The sequence below is a fragment of the Streptomyces sp. NPDC001922 genome, assembly GCF_042891165.1.
In the GTDB taxonomy this organism is placed as follows: Bacteria; Actinomycetota; Actinomycetes; order Streptomycetales; family Streptomycetaceae; genus Streptomyces.
This window is the reverse complement of sequence record NZ_JBIASV010000011.1, coordinates 108,952-127,806: the sequence shown is the minus strand read 5'-3', so window position 1 is coordinate 127,806 and position 18,855 is coordinate 108,952. Positions and strand designations below refer to the sequence as shown.

The window sequence follows — 18,855 nt, the reverse complement described above, 5'->3', positions numbered from 1 at the left end:
CAGCTCGCCGGGTTCCAGACCGGCGTACCAACGAGGAGATCGGTTCGTGACGATCCGCGTAGGAATCAATGGCTTCGGCCGCATCGGCCGCAACTACTTCCGGGCTCTCCTGGAGCAGGGTGCGGACATCGAGATCGTCGGTGTCAACGACCTGACCGACAACGCCACCCTGGTGCACCTGCTCAAGTACGACTCCATCCTCGGCCGGCTGAAGCAGGACGTCAGCCACACCGAGGACACCATCACGGTCGGCAACCAGACCTTCCGGACGATGGCCGAGCGCGACCCGGCCCAGCTCCCCTGGGGTGAGCTGGGCGCCGACATCGTCGTCGAGTCCACCGGCATCTTCACCAAGCGTGACGACGCGGCCAAGCACCTGGCCGCCGGCGCGAAGAAGGTCCTCATCTCGGCCCCGGCCAAGAACGAGGACATCACCATCGTGATGGGCGTCAACCAGGACAAGTACGACGCGGCCAGCCACCACGTCATCTCCAACGCCTCCTGCACCACCAACTGTGTGGCGCCGATGGCCAAGGTCCTCGACGAGAGCTTCGGCATCGTCAAGGGCATGATGACGACGGTCCACGCGTACACCAACGACCAGCGGATCCTCGACTTCCCGCACTCCGACCTGCGCCGCGCCCGCGCCGCCGCGGAGAACATCATCCCCACCTCCACCGGCGCCGCGAAGGCCACCGCTCTGGTGCTCCCGCAGCTCAAGGGCAAGCTGGACGGCATCGCCATGCGCGTCCCGGTCCCCACCGGTTCGGTCACCGACCTCGTCATCGAGCTCGACCGCGAGGTCACCAAGGACGAGATCAACTCGGCCTTCCAGAAGGCCGCCGAGGGCCAGCTCAAGGGCATCCTGGAGTACACCGAGGACCCGATCGTCTCCTCCGACATCGTGAACTGGCCGGCCTCCTGCACCTTCGACGCCGGCCTCACCATGGCCCAGGGCAAGCAGGTGAAGGTCGTCGGCTGGTATGACAACGAGTGGGGCTACTCCAACCGCCTGGTGGACCTGACCACCTTCGTCGGCGGGCGGCTCTGACCCCAGCGGCCTTACGACACCTCGATGTGAGTGGCAGGGCTCGCGCAGCGCACAGCGCGCCGCACGGGCCCTGCCGCTTGTCTCGGCACCCAAGGAGTCCAGGAAACATGAAGACGATCGACGACCTCATCGACGGCGGTGTGGCGGGCAAGCGCGTATTCGTCCGCGCCGACCTGAATGTGCCGCTCGACGGCACCACCATCACCGACGACGGCCGGATCCGCGCCGTCGTGCCGACCGTCGCCAAGCTCGCCGAGGCCGGCGCCAAGGTGGTGGTCGCCTCCCACCTGGGACGTCCCAAGGGCGCCCCGGACCCGCAGTTCTCCCTCGCCCCGGCCGCCAAGCGGCTGGCCGAACTCCTCGGCAGGGGCGTGGCGTTCGCGACCGACACCGTCGGTGAGTCCGCCCGGGCCACCGTCGCCGCGCTGGCCGACGGCCAGGTCGCGCTGCTGGAGAACCTGCGCTTCAACACCGGGGAGACCAGCAAGGACGACGCCGAGCGCGGCGCGTTCGCCGACAGCCTCGCGGAGCTGGCCGACCTGTACGTCGGCGACGGCTTCGGCGCGGTGCACCGCAAGCACGCCTCGGTCTACGACCTCCCGGCCCGGCTCCCGCACGCCGCGGGGTACCTGATCGCCGCCGAGGTGGACGTGCTCAAGCGGCTCACCGAGGACGTCGAGCGCCCGTACGCCGTGGTGCTCGGCGGCGCCAAGGTCTCGGACAAGCTCGGCGTCATCGACCACCTGCTGGAGAAGGCCGACCGCATCCTCATCGGCGGCGGCATGGCGTACACCTTCCTCAAGGCCCAGGGCCACGAGGTCGGCATCTCGCTCCTCCAGGAGGACCAGATCCCGGCGGTCCGGGAGTACCTGGAGCGCGCCGCGGCCAAGGGAGTGGAGTTCGTGCTCCCGGTCGACGTCCTGGTCTCGCCCGAGTTCCCGGACCTGAAGACCAAGGCCCCGGCCAACCCCACGGTCGTCGCCGCCGACGCCATCCCGGCCGACCAGGAGGGCCTGGACATCGGGCCGCGCACCCGCGAGCTGTACGCCGCGAGGCTCGCCGACTCGGCCACCGTCTTCTGGAACGGCCCGATGGGTGTCTTCGAGCACCCCGACTTCGCCGAGGGCACCGCCGCGGTCGCCCAGGCCCTGGTCGACAGCCCGGCCTTCACTGTCGTCGGCGGTGGCGACTCGGCCGCGGCCGTGCGCACCCTGGGCTTCGACGAGAAGGCATTCGGTCACATCTCGACCGGCGGCGGAGCGAGCCTGGAGTACCTCGAAGGCAAGACGCTCCCCGGTCTCGCGGCGCTCGAGGACTGACCGCCGGGGCGCGCACGCCCCCGCGGCCTCCGGGCCGCGCACCGATACGACTCCCGTCCGCGCGCCGCGCGGGCGGGGACGAGAACCAGAAAGGACGGACATGACCAGCCGCACCCCGCTCATGGCGGGCAACTGGAAGATGAACCTCAACCACCTCGAGGCCATCGCCCATGTCCAGAAGCTCGCCTTCGCCCTGACCGACAAGGACTACGAGGACGTCGAGGTCGCCGTCCTGCCGCCCTTCACCGACCTGCGCTCGGTGCAGACCCTGGTCGACGGCGACAAGCTCAAGATCAAGTACGGCGCCCAGGACCTCTCGGCGCACGACGAGGGCGCCTACACCGGTGAGATCTCCGGTGGCATGCTGGCCAAGCTCAAGTGCAGCTACGTGGCGATCGGTCACTCCGAGCGACGGCAGTACCACCAGGAGGACGAGCCCCTGGTGAACGCCAAGGTCAAGGCCGCGTTCCGGCACGACCTCACCCCCATCCTCTGCGTCGGTGAGGGCCTGGACGTCCGCAAGGCGGGCAACCAGGTCGCGCACACCCTCGCCCAGGTCGACGGGGCCCTGGAGGGCGTCCCGGCGGAGCAGGCCGCGACCATCGTGATCGCCTACGAGCCGGTGTGGGCCATCGGCACCGGCGAGGTGGCCACGCCCGAGGACGCCCAGGAGGTCTGCGGGGCGATCCGCGGCCGGCTGGCCGAGCTGTACACCCAGGAGCTGGCCGACACGGTCCGCATCCAGTACGGCGGGTCCGTGAAGTCGGGCAATGTCGCCGCGATCATGGCGCAGCCCGACGTGGACGGCGCCCTGATCGGCGGCGCCGCGCTGGATGTCGACGAGTTCGTCAAGATCGTCCGCTTCCGCGACCAGTAAGTAGGCCGAAGGCGGTACTCCGAAGTACCCTGTCGGGGGTCGAGGCAGCGCGCTGCAGCTGCCCGGCCCCCGATTGTTCGGTCAAGACCCGATCGTTCGATCAAGAGCAGCGTCCGTCACCGTCCGAGAGAGTTGGTCCAGCCGTGGTTATGGGGTTCTCGATCGCCCTGATCGTCTTCAGCCTGCTGATGATGCTGCTGGTGCTGATGCACAAGGGGAAGGGCGGCGGTCTGTCCGACATGTTCGGCGGAGGCATGCAGTCCTCCGTCGGCGGCTCGTCGGTCGCCGAGCGGAACCTGGACCGGATCACGATCGTGGTCGGTCTGCTGTGGTTCGCGTGCATTGTGGCCCTTGGCGTGCTGGTGAAGCTCGACTCCTGACACACCGTCGTCCCTGCGGCATATCATGAGGGCTTGCGTCCTCGAGGAGCGGTAGGTAACTCCTGCCACTGGACGCGCGTTGGGCCTTACGTAGACTGGAGCGCCCCGGCAGCGGAGCTGCCTATCAATGCTTCGCGGCACCATGACGCAGGGAGTTACGACCGTGGCAAGTGGCAACGCGATCCGTGGAAGTCGGGTCGGAGCGGGGCCGATGGGGGAGGCAGAGCGGGGCGAATCCGCACCGCGCCTCCGCATCTCCTTCTGGTGCTCCAACGGGCACGAGACACAGCCGAGCTTCGCCAGCGACGCGCAGGTTCCCGAGACCTGGGACTGCCCCCGCTGTGGTTTCCCCGCCGGGAAGGACCGGGAGAGTCCGCCGGACCCGCCGCGCACCGAGCCGTACAAGACCCACCTCGCGTACGTCCGGGAGCGGCGCAGTGACGCCGACGGCGAGGCGATTCTCGCCGAGGCGCTCGCCAAGCTCCGCGGCGAGATCTAGGTCCTCCGGACGTCGTCCCCGAGCTCACCCGGGCGCCTCCCGCGCCCCGTCAGCCGTACCAGCGGCCCGGTTCACCGGTACATCCCCGGTGCACCGGGCCGTCGGCGTTCCGGGTGGGGCAGTTGGCCCGGAGGCATTGTCAGTGGCTGTCCCTAGGGTGACGAACTCCAGGGAACGGTGCGGAGGGGTGAATCATGGCGGTGGCCGGTGCAGGTGTCGGTGGCACGGGTGGAGGCGAAGCGGGGGACGGGCACCCGGCGGAAGCGCACCCGGCCGCATCGCAGCGGCGAGCAGAACCGCGGGCGGAGCTCTTACCGGGGACGGGGGCTCGCCCAGGAGGGCTGCTCGAGTCGGGAGTGCCGGAACGGACCGTGGCCTCCGAGCCTGAAGGGGCACACGAGGCGCAAGGGGCGGGCACCACACAAGTGGCGGGTGGGACGAGGGCGGCCGCCGGCCCCGGGCAGGTGCCGGCCGCCGCGCCGGGCGAGGGGGCGCCGTCCGTACCGGAATCCGTGGTGCCCGCCTGGCGGGGCGGGTTCGGACGGCTGTGGACCGCGGCCGTGGTCTCCCGGTTCGGGGACGCGCTGCGCGGTGCGGCGCTGCCCCTGCTGGCCTACGGCCTCACCGACTCACCGCTGCTCATCTCCCTGGTCACCGCCGCCGGACTCGCGCCCTGGCTGCTCTTCGGGCTGCTCGGCGGTGCCGTCGCGGACCGGGTGGACCAGCGCCGGGCCATGTGGGCGGTGGACACGGTGCGTGCCCTGCTCATGGCGGCCTTCGCCGTCCTGGTCGCGACCGGCCACGCGAGCATCGCCCTGCTGATCCTCCTCGCCTTCGCCCTCACCACACTCCAGACCCTCTTCGACAACGCGGCGACCGCCCTGCTGCCGTCCGTGGTGCCGCGGGCGGCGCTGGGCAGGGCGAACGCCCGCCTGATGACCGGGCAGGAGGCCGCGCACCGGTTCGTGGGCGCTCCGCTGGTGCCGGTGCTGCTGGGGGTGGGCCTGGCCGCGCCGTACGCCGTGGACGCGGTCAGTTACCTGCTCGCCGCAGTGCTGGTGGCGTCCGTGCGGACCGCGGCGCCGGAGCGGGACCCGCGGCCGCCGGGGGCGACGCTCCGGCGGGACATCGCCGACGGGCTGCGGGCCCTGTGGCGGCATCCGGTGCTGCGGGCCCTGTGCCTGTCCACCGCGGTGTGCAATGTCGCCATCGGCGCGCTCATCGGCACCCTGGTGCTGCTGGTGAAGGGCCGGCTGGGCGCCGGGGACACCGGATACGCCCTGGTGATCACGGTGTACGGCGTCGGAACCGTCGCCGGCGGGCTGCTGGCGTCCCGGATCACCGAACGGCTGGGGCGGACCCGGGTCCTGCTGGCCGGCGGACTCGTGCAGACCGGCTGTCTGCTGGCGCTGGGCACCCTGCCCGGCCTCCCGGCCGCCACCGTCGCCCTGGGGATCTTCGGCTTCGTCGGGATGGTCTGGAATGTCACCGAGGTGACGATGATGCAGCAGAGCACGCCGCCCGAGCTGCTCGGCCGGGTCGGCGCGGCGTTCCGTACCGCGTCGGTCGCGGGCGCCCCGGCCGGCGCGGTCCTCGGCGGAGCGGTCGCCGGTGCCTGGGGGCTCAACACGCCCATGCTGCTGGCCGCCGGCCTGTTCCTGGGCGGTGTCGCCGCGCTGATACCCGCACTTGGCCGTGAGGACAGCCGGGGGACACCTCGGACCCGGGCCTGATCAATTAAGTTGGGACCCGCAGCGGGGCAGGTACGAGAGAAGTGGTGAAGGCGCAGATGAACGCAGAAGGCCGTACCGGGCTCGACCGGTTGCCGGAGTGGGTCGCGTTGGGCAAGCACCGGGAGCAGCTCGGGGAGGTGCAGCTGCGCGAGCTGTTCGCGGGTGACCCCGACCGCGGCGAGCGGTACTCCCTCCAGGTGGGTGATCTGCACCTGGACTACTCCAAGCACCTGGTCACCGACCAGACCCTCCGGCTGCTGCGGGAACTGGCGGCGGCGACCGGCGTGGCGGAGCTGCGGGACGCGATGTTCCGCGGTGAGAAGATCAATGTCACCGAGGGCCGCGCCGTGCTGCACACCGCGCTGCGCGCCCCGCGGGACGCGGTGATCACGGTGGACGGCGAGAACGTCGTCCCCAGGGTGCACGCCGTGCTCGACAGGATGGCGGGCTTCGCCGACTCGGTCCGTTCGGGCAAGTGGGTCGGCTCCACCGGCCGGCGGATCCGGAACGTCGTCAACATCGGCATCGGCGGCTCGGACCTCGGCCCGGCCATGGCGTACGAGGCGCTGCGCGCGTACACCGACCGCTCGATGACGTTCCGTTTCGTCTCCAATGTGGACGGCGCCGACCTGCACGAGGCGATCCGGGACCTGGACCCGGCCGAGACGCTGTTCATCGTCGCCTCGAAGACGTTCACCACCATCGAGACGGTCACCAACGCCCGGTCCGCCCGGAGCTGGCTGCTGGACGGGCTCGGCGGGGACGAGGCCGCGGTGCCGTTCCACTTCGTGGCGCTCTCCACGAACGGGGAGGAGGTGGCGAAGTTCGGCATCGACACCGAGAACATGTTCGAGTTCTGGGACTGGGTCGGCGGCCGCTACTCCTTCGACTCGGCGATCGGCCTCTCCCTGATGATCGCCATCGGCCCGGCCCGCTTCCGCGAGATGCTGGACGGCTTCCACCTCGTCGACGAGCACTTCCGCACCGCGCCGCCGGAGGCCAACGCCCCGCTGCTGCTCGGCCTGCTGGGCATCTGGTACGACGACTTCCACGACGCCCAGTCGCACGCCGTGCTGCCGTACAGCCACTACCTCGCCCAGTTCACCGCCTACCTCCAGCAGCTGGACATGGAGTCCAACGGCAAGTCGGTGGACCGCGAGGGCCGCCCGGTGCGGGTGCAGACCGGGCCGATCGTCTGGGGCACCCCCGGCACCAACGGCCAGCACGCGTACTACCAGCTGCTGCACCAGGGCACCAAGCTCGTCCCGGCCGACCTCATCGGCTTCGTGCGGCCCGTCGAGGAGCTGGGTCCGGAACTGGCCGCCCAGCACGATCTGCTGATGGCCAACCTGTTCGCCCAGGGGCAGGCGCTGGCCTTCGGGAAGACGGCCGAGGAGGTCGTGGCGGAGGGCGTGGCGCCGGAGCAGGTGCCGCACCGCACCTTCCACGGCAACCGTCCCACCACCACGATCCTCGCCACCGAGCTCAGCCCCTCAGTGCTGGGCCAGCTCATCGCGCTGTACGAGCACAAGGTGTTCGTCCAGGGCGCGGTCTGGAACATCAACTCCTTCGACCAGTGGGGCGTGGAACTGGGCAAGGCCCTGGCCAAGCGGATCGAGCCGGTCCTCACCGAGGGCACCGGCGGCGCGGACCTCGACAGCTCCACCGCCGCCCTGGCCGCCCGCTACCGCTCGCTGCGCGGCCGCTGAGGTTCGGTGACCCGGGCCAGGAAGGCCCGGGTCCGCTGGTGGCCCGGACGGACCAGAACCTCGTCCGGGCCACCTTCCTCCACCACGTTCCCGTCGTCCATGAAGACCACCCGGTCGGCGACCTCGCGGGCGAAGCCCATCTCGTGGGTGACGACCATCATCGTCATGCCCTCGTCGGCCAGGGTGCGCATCACCGCCAGCACATCGCCGACCAGTTCGGGGTCGAGCGCGCTGGTCGGCTCGTCGAAGAGCATCAGCTCCGGGCCCATCGACAGCGCCCGGGCGATGGCCACCCGCTGCTGCTGGCCGCCCGACAGCCGCCCCGGGTAGCTGTCCTCCTTGTCGGTCAGCCCGACCTTCGCGAGGTTCTCCCGCGCGACCTCCGCGGCCTCCTCCCTGCCCCGGCCCAGCACCCGCCGCTGCGCGATGGTGAGGTTCTCCAGGACGGACAGGTGCGGGAAGAGATTGAACGACTGGAAGACCATCCCGACCCGGCGGCGCACCCGGTCGATGTCCACCTCCGGATCGGTGATGTCGACCCCGCCGACCAGCACCTTCCCGGCGGTCGGCTGCTCCAGCAGATTCGCGCAGCGCAGCAGCGTGGACTTCCCGGACCCCGACGGCCCGATGACGCACACCACCTCGCCGTACCCGATCCGGAAGTCGATGCCGCGCAGTACCTCCAGCTCGCCGAAGGACTTGTGCAGCCCCTGGATCTCGATCGCCGCCGGCCGCGTCGTTTCCGTGCTCATACCGTTCTCACCGCGCCTTCGCATGCCGGGACTCCAGCCGCCGCACCAGCAGGCCGAGGGGGATCGTCACGAGCAGGTAGCACAGCCCCGCGACGAAGATGGGCGTGGTGTTGGCCTCCTGGCTCGCCAGGTCCCGCCCGAACTTGGTGAGTTCGCGCTGCTCCAGGGTGACCCCGAGGAACAGCACCAGCGAGGAGTCCTTGAAGAGCAGCACCAGCTCGTTGGTCAGCGGCGGCACGATGATGCGGAACGCCTGCGGAATCACGATCGACCGCATCGCCGTCGCATGCGACATGCCGAGCGTCCGCGCCGCTTCGAGCTGGCCGCGCGGCACGGCCTGGATCCCGGCCCGGATGGTCTCCGCCATGTACGCGGCCGACACCAGCCCCAGGGCGCACGCCACCTGCCCGTAGGTGCCGCCGGGGAAGACCAGACCGGGGAAGGCCAGTGGCACCCCGACCCCGACGAAGATGAAGATCAGCAGGGCGGGCAGCCCGCGGAAGAACTCGATGTACGCCATCGCCAGCCAGCGGTACGGGCCCACCGAGGACAGCCGCATCAGTGCGACGACCAGCCCCAGCACCAGCCCCACGGCGAAGCCGGAGAGGGTGTAGACGACGGTGTTGAACAGCGCGACCGTGATCAGATCGGGGAACAGCTGTCGCGCCACGGACACGTCGAGGAACTGCTCCCGGAGCCGCTCCCAGTCCGCGAACGCCGCGAGCAGCAGCACCGCGACGCCGAACACCGCGTACTGCGCGCCGCGGGCCAGCCGCTGCCTGCGGCGTGGTGTCAGGGCGGTGCTCACCGGGCGTCCTCCGGCAGCGGGCCGATCCACTTCTCGTGGAGCTTCCGGTACGTGCCGTCCTTACGGGCCTTCGCGATCGCGGCGTCGATCTTCTTCAGCAGCTGAGGGTTGCCGCCCTTCTTCACCGCGAAGCCGTACTGCTCACCGGTGTCCAGATTGCCCACGAGCTCGAACTTCGCCGCGGTGCGGGAGTCCTTCAGCCAGCTCTGCACCACCGGGAAGTCCTGGATGATCACATCGACCTGGCCGGTGCGCAGCCCGTTCAGCTCGGCGTCGGAGGACTCGAAGGACCGCGAGTCGGCCCCCGCCTTGCGGGCGAAGTCCTCCCCGGTCGTCGAGGACTGCGACCCCAGCTTCAGCTTCTTCGACGTCACGTCCTTCAACGAGTCCACCTTGAGCCCCTTGCGGGCCAGCAGCGCCTGCGTCGCGTCGAAGTAGGGGGCGGAGAAGTCGAGGTTCTGCTTCCGCTCATCCGTGATCGTCATGCCCGCGGCGGCGACGTCGCAGGTGTTCGCGTTGAGGTCGGCGCCGGTCTTGATGGTCTCGAACGACTTGTCCACCACGACCTGCTTCACGCCGAGTTCCTCGGCGACCAGGTCGATCATGGCCACATCGAAGCCGACGACCTTGCCGCCCTTCTCGAACTGGAACGGCGGGTACGGCAGGTGGGTACAGGTCGTCAGCTGCCCGGCCTTGGCCAGATGCACCCCCTTCACCGTGGTGCCGCCGGAGCCCCCGGAGCCGCATCCGGTCAGGAGCAGAGCGCTGCAGGCGGCCATCGGCAACAGGACGGACCGGCGGCGTATCGAACGGGCGGGCAGAGTCATCGGCACCCCAGGGTTACGGCGGGCAGTGGTCGCACAGCCTGTCGTACGGGGAACGCCAGTGTCCAGGGTTCGTGACCCGAAAAAGCCCCGTGACCTCGGGATTCACGGGGCTTCACAGTGCTGCAATGCTGCCGCAACACCACCGGAGCCGGACGGTCCGGTTTTCGGAAGGAGCAGGGCCCCGGTGCCGCGTCGGGAACACGGCACCGGGGCCCGGATGCAGGACCGTCAGGGTGAGGCCGGCGGATACAGCCCGCGCGGCAGGTTCGCCGCCGCGGCCGCGTCGAGCAGCCACAGGGTGCGGCTCCGTCCGCGCGCCCCCGCGGCGGGAGCCTGCACCTCACCGGCGCCCGACAGCGCGATGGCCGCGGCCCCCGCCTTGTCCTCACCGGCGGCGAGCAGCCACACCTCGCGGGCCGCGCGGATGGCGGGGAGCGTCAGCGAGATCCGGGTCGGCGGCGGCTTGGGCGCACCCCGCACCCCGACGACCGTGCGCTCGGTCTCCCGGACGCCCGGCATCTCCGGGAAGAGCGACGCCACATGGGTGTCCGGACCGACCCCCAGCAGCAGCACGTCGAACGACGGCACCGACGCGTGGTTCTCCGGGCGCGCCGCGCCCGCGAGTTCGGCCGCGTACGCCTCCGCCGCCGCCTCCACGTGGTCGCCGTGCGGACCGTCCGAGGCGGGCATCGAGTGCACCCGCTCCGGAGCCACCGGCACCGCGTCCAGCAGCGCCTCCCGGGCCTGGGTGTCGTTCCGGTCCGGGTGCCCCGCGGGCAGGAAGCGCTCGTCGCCCCACCACAGGTCCAGCCGCGACCAGTCCACCGCGTCCCGGGCCGGGGACGCGGCGAGCGCGGCCAGCAGGCCGTTGCCGTTGCGCCCGCCGGTGAGCACCACCGACGCCGAGCCACGGGCGGCCTGGGCGTCCACGATCCGGGTGAGCAGCCGGGCCGCCGCGGCCTGCGCCATCAGCTCCTTGTCCCGGTGGACGACGATCTGCGGAGCGTTCACTTGCCCGCCTTCCTCGCCGCGGTCCGCTTCGCCGGGGCGGCCGGCGCCTTCTGCTCCGCGTGCGCCCCGGTACCGTCGTCCGATCCGGGCCCGGCGGGAGCGGCACCGGTCTGACCGGCGGCGATGACACTCTTGCCCTGTTTGGTCGCCCCGAACTTGACGGTGGCCGCGTAGCTCTCGTCCGGGTCGAGCCGGCGCAGCTCCTCGGCGATCAGCTCGCTGACCTCCCGCCGCTTCAGCGCCACATGCCGGTCCGGCTGACCGGGCATGGCCAGCTCGGCCAGCGAACCATTGGCCCGGTCCAGGCAGATCGTGCCGTCGGCCGTCTCCAGGCGGACCGCGGTCAGCCCCGGCCCGTCGGAGATCTTGCGGTCCACCGGTATGCCGAGCCGGTCGGCGAGCCACAGCGCGAGCAGTTCACTGCTCGGGTTGTACGCCTCGCCCTCGACCACGGCGGACTTGATCGCCGAGTGCCGCTGGTCCAGCGCGGCCGCGAGCACGCTGCGCCAGCCGGTGATCCGGGTCCACGCCAGGTCGGTGTCGCCGGGGGCGTACGCCTTGGCGCGCTGCTCCAGCGTCGCGACCGGGTCCTCGGTGGCCGCGGCGTCGGTGACCCGCCGCGCCGCGAGCTGCCCGATCGGGTCCCCGGCCGGGTCCTCCGGACCCTCCTCCGGCCACCACACGACCACCGGGGCGTCCGGCAGCAGCAGCGGCAGGACCACGGAGTGGGCGTGGTTGGCGAGTTCACCGTGCAGCCGGAGCAGCACGGTCTCCCCGATGCCGGTCTCGCCGCCGACCCGGACCTCGGCGTCCAGCCGGGCCATCTTGCGGTCCCGGGGCGAGCGCCCCGGCCGCTTGATGACCACCAGGATCCGGGACGGGTGCTCCTTGGAGGCCGTGCTCGCCGCCCGCAGCGCGTCGTAGTGGTTGCCCTCGTCGGTGACGATCACCAGGGTGAGCACCATGCCGACGGCCGGGGTGCCGGTCGCCCGGCGGGCCGTGACCAGCGCGTTGTTGATCTGGCTGGACGTGGTGTCGGTGAGTTCGGTCCTCATGGCCGGCGCCAGCTCCGTCCGTCTCGTGCGAGCATCTCGTCCGCGGCCTTCGGTCCCCAGGTGCCCGAGGTGTACTGCTCGGGCTTCCCGTGCTTGTCCCAGTACGCCTCGATCGGGTCGAGGATGCGCCAGGACTCCTCCACCTCCTGGTGGCGGGGGAAGAGGTTGGCGTCGCCCAGCAGCACGTCGAGCAGCAGCCGCTCGTACGCCTCGGGGCTGGACTCGGTGAAGGACTCGCCGTACGCGAAGTCCATCGTCACGTCCCGGATCTCCATCTGGGTACCGGGCACCTTCGACCCGAACCGGATGGTCACGCCCTCGTCCGGCTGCACCCGGATGACCAGGGCGTTCTGGCCCAGCTCCTGGGTGTCGGTGGTGTCGAACGGGGAGTGCGGGGCGCGCTGGAAGACCACCGCGATCTCGGTGACCCGCCGTCCGAGCCGTTTGCCCGTGCGCAGGTAGAAGGGGACGCCCGCCCAGCGGCGGTTGTCGATCTCCAGCTTGATCGCGGCGTAGGTGTCGGTGCGCGAGTCCGGCGGAATGCCGTCCTCCTCGAGGTAGCCGGGCACCTCCACACCGCCCTGCCAGCCGCGGGTGTACTGGCCGCGCACGGTGTGCTTGCCCAGCTCCCGGGGCAGCTTGACGCCGCGCAGGACCTTCAGCTTCTCGGTCACCAGCGCCTTGGCGTCGAAGGAGGACGGCTCCTCCATCGCGGTCAGCGCCAGCAGTTGCAGCAGGTGGTTCTGGATGACGTCGCGGGCGGCGCCGATGCCGTCGTAGTAGCCGGCCCGGCCGCCGATCCCGATGTCCTCCGCCATCGTGATCTGCACATGGTCCACGTAGCTGCGGTTCCAGAGCGGCTCGAACATCGTGTTGGCGAAGCGCAGCGCCATGATGTTCTGGACCGTCTCCTTGCCCAGGTAGTGGTCGATCCGGAAGACGTCGGACGGCCGGAACACCTGGTGGACGATGTTGTTGAGCTCCTGGGCACTGCGCAGGTCGTGCCCGAACGGCTTCTCGATGACGGCGCGCCGCCATGAGTCACCGGCCCCCTCCGACAGCCCGTGCTTCTTCAGCTGCTCGACCACGGTGGGGAAGAACTTCGGCGGGACCGACAGGTAGAAGGCGAAGTTGCCGCCGGTACCGCGTGCCTTGTCCAGGTCCTCTATGGTCGTCTTCAGCGTGGCGAACGCGTCGTCGTCGGAGAACTCGCCGGGCACGAAACGGAAGCCCTCGGCCAGCTGCTGCCAGACCTCCTCGCGGAACGGCGTCCGCGCGTGCTCCTTCACCGCGTCGTGCACGACCTGCGCGAAGTCCTCGTGCGCCCAGTCCCGGCGGGCGAACCCGACCAGCGAGAAGCCCGGCGGCAGCAGCCCCCGGTTGGCCAGGTCGTAGACGGCCGGCATCAGCTTCTTGCGGGACAGGTCGCCCGTGACGCCGAAGATGACCAGGCCCGACGGCCCCGCGATGCGCGGCAGCCGTCGGTCCCGAGGGTCACGCAGCGGATTGACGCCGCCTGCGGACGAAGAGGTCAACTCACGCCTCCGGAGGGGCGAGGCGCTTCAGCTCCGCCTCGGTGGACTTGAGCAGGTCGTTCCAGGACACCTCGAACTTGTCGACGCCCTCGTCCTCGAGGAGCTGCACGACCTCGTCGTACGAGATGCCGACGCCGGCCAGCGCGTCGAGGTCGGCGCGGGCCTGCTCGTAGCCGCCGCGCACCGTGTCGCCACGGATCTCGCCGTGCTCGGCGACCGCCTCGAGGGTGGCCTCCGGCATGGTGTTCACCGTGCCCGGCGCGACCAGCTCGTCGACGTACAGGGTGTCCTTGTACGCGGGGTCCTTGACGCCGGTGGAGGCCCAGAGCGGGCGCTGCCGGTTGGCGCCGGCCTTCTCCAGGGCCGCCCAGCGGTCCGAGCCGAAGACCTCCTCGTACGCCTGGTACGCGAGCCGGGCGTTGGCGAGAGCGGCCTTGCCGCGCAGCGCCTTGGCCTCGGGGGTGCCCAGGGCGTCCAGCCGCTTGTCGATCTCGGTGTCCACCCGGGACACGAAGAACGACGCCACCGACTCGATCTCCGACAGGTCCAGGCCGGCCGCCTTGGCCTTCTCCAGACCGGAGAGGTAGGCGTCCATGACCGCGCGGTAGCGCTCCAGGGAGAAGATCAGCGTGACGTTGACGCTGATGCCCTTGCCGATCACCTCGGTGATCGCCGGGAGCCCCGCCTGCGTGGCCGGGATCTTGATGAAGGTGTTCGGGCGGTCGACCAGCCAGGCGAGCTGCTTGGCCTCGGCGACCGTGGCCCGGGTGTTGTGCGCCAGACGCGGGTCCACCTCGATGGAGACCCGGCCGTCCCGGCCGTCGGTCGCGTCGAAGACCGGGCGCAGCACGTCGGCGGCGTCCCGGACGTCCGCCGTCGTGATCATGCGGACGGCCTCCTCGACGGTCACCCGGCGGGCGGCGAGGTCGGCGAGCTGCTGCTCGTAGCCGTCGCCGCCGGAGATCGCCTTCTGGAAGATCGACGGGTTGGTGGTGACACCCACCACGTGCTGCTGGTCGATCAGCTCGGCGAGGTGGCCGGACGTGATGCGCCGGCGGGACAGGTCGTCCAGCCAGATCGCCACGCCTTCGTCGGAGAGGCGCTTGAGTGCGTCTGCCATGAGAGTTGCATCTCCTACTAGTCGTCTAGGGGCGTCAGCGGCCGGCGGCGGCGAGAGATTCCCGCGCGGCGGTCTCGACGGCGTCGGCGGTGATGCCGAACTCGCGGAACAGCACCTTGTAGTCGGCGCTCGCACCGAAGTGCTCCAGCGACACGATCCGGCCGGCCTCGCCGACGTACCGGTGCCAGGTGAGGCCGATGCCGGCCTCCACCGCGACCCGGGCCGTCACGGACGGCGGGAGCACGCTCTCGCGGTACCCGCGGTCCTGCTCCTCGAACCACTCGACGGACGGCATCGAGACGACCCGGGTGGGAACCCCGGTGGCCTGGAGCCTCTCGCGCGCCTCGACCGCCAGCTGCACCTCGGAACCGGTGGCGATCAGGATGACCTGCGGCTGCCCGCCCTCGGCCTCGAACAGGACGTAACCGCCCTTCGCGGCGTCCTCGTTGGCCTCGTACGTCGGCACGTTCTGCCGGGTGAGGGCCAGACCGTGCGGGGCCGGCTTCGCGGTGTGCCGGCGCATGATCTCGCGCCAGGCGATCGAGGTCTCGTTGGCGTCCGCGGGCCGGACCATGTTCAGGCCCGGGATGGCGCGCAGCGCGGCCAGGTGCTCGACCGGCTGGTGGGTCGGGCCGTCCTCGCCGAGGCCGATCGAGTCGTGCGTCCAGACGTAGGTGACCGGCAGCTGCATCAGCGCGGCCAGCCGCACCGCCGGGCGCATGTAGTCGGAGAACACCAGGAAGGTGCCGCCGTAGATCCGGGTGTTGCCGTGCAGCGCGATGCCGTTCATGGCCGAGCCCATGGCGTGCTCGCGGATGCCGAAGTGGACCGTGCGGCCGTACGGGCTCGCCTCGGGCAGCGGGTTGTCCGCGGGCAGGAACGAGGACGACGCGTCGATCGTGGTGTTGTTCGACCCGGCGAGGTCGGCGGAGCCGCCCCACAGCTCGGGGAGCACGCCGCCCAGCGCCTTGAGCACCTCGCCCGAGGCCTTGCGGGTGGCGACGTCCTTGCCGGCCTCGAAGACCGGCAGCTTCTGCTCCCAGCCCTCGGGCAGCTCGCCCGCGGCGATGCGGTCGAACTCGGCGGCGCGCTGCGCGTCGGCGGTGCGCCACTCCTGGAACTTCTTGTCCCAGGCGGCACGCGCCTCACGGCCGCGGTCCTGCGCCTGCCGGACGTGGGCGAAGACGTCGTCGTCGACCTGGAAGTCGCGCTCCGGGTCGAAGCCGAGCACCTCCTTGGTTGCGGCGACCTCTGCGGCGCCCAGCGCCGAGCCGTGGGAGGCCTCGGTGTTCTGCGCGTTCGGGGCAGGCCAGGCGATGATCGTGCGGGCCGCGATGATCGAGGGGCGCTCGGTCTCGGCCTGCGCCGCCTTGAGCGCCCGGTACAGCTCCTGGACGTCGAAGTCGCCGTTCGGGGCCTGCTCGATGCGCTGCACGTGCCAGCCGTACGCCTCGTAGCGCTGCAGCACGTCCTCGGAGAGAGCGGTCGCGGTGTCGCCCTCGATCGAGATGTGGTTGTCGTCGTAGAGCGCGACGATGTTGCCCAGCTTCTGGTGGCCCGCCAGCGAGCTCGCCTCCGCGGAGACACCCTCCTCCAGGTCGCCGTCGGAGACGATCGTCCAGATGGTGTGGTCGAACGGAGAGGCCTGCGGGGCGGCGTCCGGGTCGAAGAGACCGCGCTCGTAACGGGCGGCCATCGCCATGCCCACCGCGTTGGCGATGCCCTGGCCCAGCGGGCCGGTGGTGGTCTCGACGCCGGTGGTGTGGCCGTGCTCCGGGTGGCCCGGGGTGCGGCTGTCCCAGGTGCGGAACGCCTTCAGGTCGTCCAGCTCCAGGCCGTACCCGGCCATGAAGAGCTGGATGTAGAGCGTCAGGCTGGTGTGGCCGGGGGAGAGGACGAAGCGGTCGCGGCCCGTCCACCCGGCGTCCGCCGGGTCGTGCCGCATCAGCTTCTGGAAGAGCAGGTACGCGGCGGGAGCCAGGCTCATGGCCGTGCCCGGGTGGCCGTTACCGACCTTCTGCACGGCGTCCATGGCCAGGACGCGGACGGTATCGACGGCCCGCTGGTCCAGTTCGGTCCACTCGAGGTCTGTGGTGGTCGGCTTGGTGCTCACCCTGAGTCAGGGCTCCTCTCCACATGTCGAAGCCGGTGACGTTCTGCACCGGGCGCTGCCAAGCCTATCCTCGCGGGGACGCGCCATATTTCGACTGGTCGTCGCCCGCGGACCGGCGGCCCGGCGCTACCGGATACGTACCGAGGGGCCGCCCCGACTCAGCCGGGCGGTCACTGTTACAGACTGCCGGGCCGGGCTCCGCACCGCCTGTCGGGAGCGTGGTGTGCCGCGCCGGGCGGCGAACGGCCCGGCCGTGGGGACCCGGAGCGGGCCCGGACGGCCCGGAGCGGACACGACCCACCCCCGGGACGGGCGACGTACCCCCTACGTCTAGAGTGGCGTGGTACGCGCAAGTCATAACCGGCCTCACTGACCGGTGCTTGCTGGTCTGTGCCCGCGGCCGGAGCCGCTGGAGCCGCTATACAGGGGTGTGCGTGACGGCCGTCGAATCCCGTCCTGCGGGCCACGTCCGAAGGACTGTGGGGGAGCGCGAGCAGAGCCCCGGCCACCGGCCGCTCAGGGCCAGGGTCATGGGGTTCGTGGCTCTGACGAAGCCACGGATCATCGAGCTGCTGCTGATCACCACCGTTCCGGTGATGTTCCTCGCCGAGCAGGGCGTGCCCGACCTGTGGCTGGTGCTCGCCACCTGCATCGGCGGTTACCTCTCCGCCGGCGGGGCGAACGCCCTCAACATGTACATCGACCGGGACATCGACGCGCTGATGGACCGCACGTCGCAGCGTCCGCTGGTCACCGGCATGGTGTCGCCGCGCGAGGGCCTGGTGTTCGGCCTCTCGCTCGCCGTGATCTCCACCGTGTGGTTCGGGGTCCTGGTCAACTGGCTGTCCGCGGCGCTGTCACTCGCCGCACTGCTGTTCTATGTCGTCGTCTACACGATGATCCTCAAGCGGCGGACCGCCCAGAACATCGTGTGGGGCGGCATCGCCGGCTGCATGCCGGTCTTCATCGGCTGGTCGGCCGTGACGAACTCGGTCTCCTGGGCCGCGGTCGTCCTCTTCCTCGTCATCTTCTTCTGGACGCCGCCGCACTACTGGCCGCTGTCGATGAAGGTCAAGGACGACTACGCGCGTGCGGGCGTGCCGATGCTCCCGGTGATCGCCGCCAACACGGTGGTCGCCCGCCAGATCGTGCTCTACAGCTGGGTCATGGTCGCCGTCTCGCTGACCCTGTGGCCGCTGGGGTACGTCGGCTGGTTCTACCCGCTCGTGGCCGTCGTGGCAGGCGGCTGGTGGCTCAAGGAGGCGCACGGCCTCCAGGCGCGCGCCAAGGCGGGTGTGACGGGCGCGAAGCTCAAGGAGATGCGCCTCTTCCACTGGTCCATCACCTATGTGTCCCTGCTGTTCGTGGCCATCGCCGTGGACCCGTTCCTGCGCTGAAGCCACTCGCGCGCCCTGCTCTCCGGCGCCCCGGCCTTGTTGTTGGCCGGGGCGCCGCGGTCTTTCCCTGCCGCTTCCCCGGCAGGGGCGCGCCCTCACTCGGCCGGGTGATCCGGGCGCGTGGTCAAGGCCACCCGCACGTGACGTCGCCAGGTGATCTACCCGTCGGTAGCATCTATTGCATGGCAGACACCAAGCAGGCCGACGACAGCACCCCCGACGCACGGGGGGAGCGCCGCGCGGCACGACTCGCGAAGCAGATCAAGGCCTTCGCCAAGAGCCACGGCGGAAGCGTCGAGGGCCAGCTCGCCTACATCGGCCAGAAGGGCACCCGCATCGTGCTCGTCGCCGAGGACGGCAGCTGGGGCGACCTGGTGGCCCCCACCCACGCCGTCGCGCAGCAGGCGGCCGAGCGCGCGGGCATCACCCTGCACGAGTCGTTCGACGGCGACTTCGCGGCGAAGGTCCGCACCGGCCCGTACGAGTGGACCCGCATGGCGGGCCTCCAGCTCGGCGGCCCCAGCAACGGCTGATCAGGCCGACGGCCCCGGGGGACGGGCACCCGGCGGCTCCTGTCGCGCGCCGCACCGGGAGCGCGTCCCGCACCGGGGGACCGTGCGCCGACCGGAACCGTGCGCCGACCGCGACCGGTGTCGCCCCCTGTGCCCG

The 18,855-nt window shown here is 70.9% G+C and carries 17 protein-coding genes; 9 read left to right on the top strand and 8 right to left on the bottom strand.

The features are described from left to right. Positions 1 to 46 precede the first annotated feature (46 nt). From gap to pgi, 7 genes are all read left to right on the top strand, one after another. Positions 47 to 1,051, top strand: coding sequence for a type I glyceraldehyde-3-phosphate dehydrogenase (gene gap, locus ACFYYR_RS21635; RefSeq protein WP_388855807.1), 1,005 nt, complete (start codon positions 47 to 49; stop codon positions 1,049 to 1,051). Between the two features lie 107 nt (positions 1,052 to 1,158). Continuing rightward, positions 1,159 to 2,370 carry a phosphoglycerate kinase gene (locus ACFYYR_RS21630; protein WP_388855804.1) on the top strand — a complete coding sequence of 404 codons (1,212 nt, stop codon included), beginning with the start codon at positions 1,159 to 1,161 and terminating at the stop codon, positions 2,368 to 2,370. A gap of 100 nt (positions 2,371 to 2,470) precedes the next feature. Then, positions 2,471 to 3,247 carry a triose-phosphate isomerase gene (gene tpiA, locus ACFYYR_RS21625; RefSeq protein ID WP_388855802.1) on the top strand — a complete coding sequence of 259 codons (777 nt, stop codon included), beginning with the start codon at positions 2,471 to 2,473 and terminating at the stop codon, positions 3,245 to 3,247. Between the two features lie 149 nt (positions 3,248 to 3,396). Further along, positions 3,397 to 3,627, top strand: a complete 231-nt coding sequence (gene secG, locus ACFYYR_RS21620) for a preprotein translocase subunit SecG (RefSeq protein WP_388855799.1) — start codon at positions 3,397 to 3,399, stop codon at positions 3,625 to 3,627. A 163-nt stretch (positions 3,628 to 3,790) separates the two neighbouring features. After that, positions 3,791 to 4,126 (top strand): RNA polymerase-binding protein RbpA, encoded by a 336-nt coding sequence (locus tag ACFYYR_RS21615; RefSeq protein WP_351507258.1) that lies wholly within the window; start codon positions 3,791 to 3,793, stop codon positions 4,124 to 4,126. A 464-nt stretch (positions 4,127 to 4,590) separates the two neighbouring features. Beyond that, complete coding sequence (locus ACFYYR_RS21610; RefSeq protein WP_388856295.1) at positions 4,591 to 5,859, top strand: MFS transporter; 1,269 nt, start codon at positions 4,591 to 4,593, stop codon at positions 5,857 to 5,859. A gap of 56 nt (positions 5,860 to 5,915) precedes the next feature. Continuing rightward, a complete protein-coding gene (pgi, locus tag ACFYYR_RS21605; protein WP_388855795.1) occupies positions 5,916 to 7,568 on the top strand; it encodes a glucose-6-phosphate isomerase in 1,653 nt (550 codons plus the stop codon). On the opposite strand, the gene ACFYYR_RS21600 is transcribed toward pgi, so the two are convergent. The 8 genes from ACFYYR_RS21600 to tkt all read right to left on the bottom strand — a co-directional run bounded on the left by ACFYYR_RS21600 (position 7,544) and on the right by tkt (position 16,789). Next, the gene (locus ACFYYR_RS21600) at positions 7,544 to 8,320 is read right to left on the bottom strand and encodes an amino acid ABC transporter ATP-binding protein (RefSeq protein ID WP_388855792.1); all 777 of its coding nucleotides are present in this window, start codon (positions 8,318 to 8,320) and stop codon (positions 7,544 to 7,546) included. The genes pgi and ACFYYR_RS21600 overlap by 25 nt on opposite strands. Positions 8,321 to 8,327: 7 nt before the next feature. Then, positions 8,328 to 9,128, bottom strand: coding sequence for an amino acid ABC transporter permease (locus ACFYYR_RS21595; RefSeq protein ID WP_388855788.1), 801 nt, complete (start codon positions 9,126 to 9,128; stop codon positions 8,328 to 8,330). Then, a complete protein-coding gene (locus ACFYYR_RS21590; protein ID WP_388855785.1) occupies positions 9,125 to 9,955 on the bottom strand; it encodes an ABC transporter substrate-binding protein in 831 nt (276 codons plus the stop codon). The genes ACFYYR_RS21595 and ACFYYR_RS21590 overlap by 4 nt, the downstream gene beginning before the upstream one ends. Before the next feature lie 228 nt (positions 9,956 to 10,183). Beyond that, complete coding sequence (pgl, locus tag ACFYYR_RS21585; RefSeq protein WP_388855782.1) at positions 10,184 to 10,966, bottom strand: 6-phosphogluconolactonase; 783 nt, start codon at positions 10,964 to 10,966, stop codon at positions 10,184 to 10,186. Continuing rightward, a complete protein-coding gene (opcA, locus tag ACFYYR_RS21580) occupies positions 10,963 to 12,021 on the bottom strand; it encodes a glucose-6-phosphate dehydrogenase assembly protein OpcA (RefSeq protein WP_388855779.1) in 1,059 nt (352 codons plus the stop codon). Before opcA ends, pgl begins: the two co-directional genes overlap by 4 nt. Next, on the bottom strand, positions 12,018 to 13,556 hold the full coding sequence (gene zwf / locus ACFYYR_RS21575) for a glucose-6-phosphate dehydrogenase (protein WP_388855776.1): 1,539 nt from the start codon (positions 13,554 to 13,556) through the stop codon (positions 12,018 to 12,020). The genes opcA and zwf overlap by 4 nt, the downstream gene beginning before the upstream one ends. 1 nt (position 13,557) lies before the next feature. Further along, positions 13,558 to 14,676, bottom strand: coding sequence for a transaldolase (tal, locus tag ACFYYR_RS21570; protein WP_388855773.1), 1,119 nt, complete (start codon positions 14,674 to 14,676; stop codon positions 13,558 to 13,560). Positions 14,677 to 14,710: 34 nt separating this feature from the next. Next, positions 14,711 to 16,789, bottom strand: coding sequence for a transketolase (tkt, locus tag ACFYYR_RS21565; RefSeq protein ID WP_388855770.1), 2,079 nt, complete (start codon positions 16,787 to 16,789; stop codon positions 14,711 to 14,713). Positions 16,790 to 17,223: 434 nt separating this feature from the next. On the opposite strand from tkt, the gene ACFYYR_RS21560 reads away from it, so the two are divergent. Both ACFYYR_RS21560 and ACFYYR_RS21555 read left to right on the top strand, forming a co-directional pair. Further along, positions 17,224 to 18,186, top strand: a complete 963-nt coding sequence (locus ACFYYR_RS21560; protein ID WP_388855767.1) for a heme o synthase — start codon at positions 17,224 to 17,226, stop codon at positions 18,184 to 18,186. 182 nt (positions 18,187 to 18,368) lie between these two features. Then, positions 18,369 to 18,719, top strand: coding sequence for a hypothetical protein (locus ACFYYR_RS21555; protein WP_388855764.1), 351 nt, complete (start codon positions 18,369 to 18,371; stop codon positions 18,717 to 18,719). The last annotated feature ends 136 nt before the right edge of the window (positions 18,720 to 18,855 follow it).

Bases quoted from the DNA above. Each gene is read 5' to 3' on its own strand.
- tpiA (WP_388855802.1), top strand. From the start codon at position 2,471: ATGACCAGCCGCACCCCGCTCATGGCGGGCAACTGGAAGATGAACCTC.
- secG (WP_388855799.1), top strand. From the start codon at position 3,397: ATGGGGTTCTCGATCGCCCTGATCGTCTTCAGCCTGCTGATGATGCTG.
- pgi (WP_388855795.1), top strand. From the start codon at position 5,916: ATGAACGCAGAAGGCCGTACCGGGCTCGACCGGTTGCCGGAGTGGGTC.
- tal (WP_388855773.1), bottom strand. From the start codon at position 14,676: ATGGCAGACGCACTCAAGCGCCTCTCCGACGAAGGCGTGGCGATCTGG.
- ACFYYR_RS21630 (WP_388855804.1), top strand. From the start codon at position 1,159: ATGAAGACGATCGACGACCTCATCGACGGCGGTGTGGCGGGCAAGCGC.
- opcA (WP_388855779.1), bottom strand. From the start codon at position 12,021: ATGAGGACCGAACTCACCGACACCACGTCCAGCCAGATCAACAACGCG.
- ACFYYR_RS21600 (WP_388855792.1), bottom strand. From the start codon at position 8,320: ATGAGCACGGAAACGACGCGGCCGGCGGCGATCGAGATCCAGGGGCTG.
- ACFYYR_RS21555 (WP_388855764.1), top strand. From the start codon at position 18,369: ATGGCAGACACCAAGCAGGCCGACGACAGCACCCCCGACGCACGGGGG.
- ACFYYR_RS21590 (WP_388855785.1), bottom strand. From the start codon at position 9,955: ATGACTCTGCCCGCCCGTTCGATACGCCGCCGGTCCGTCCTGTTGCCG.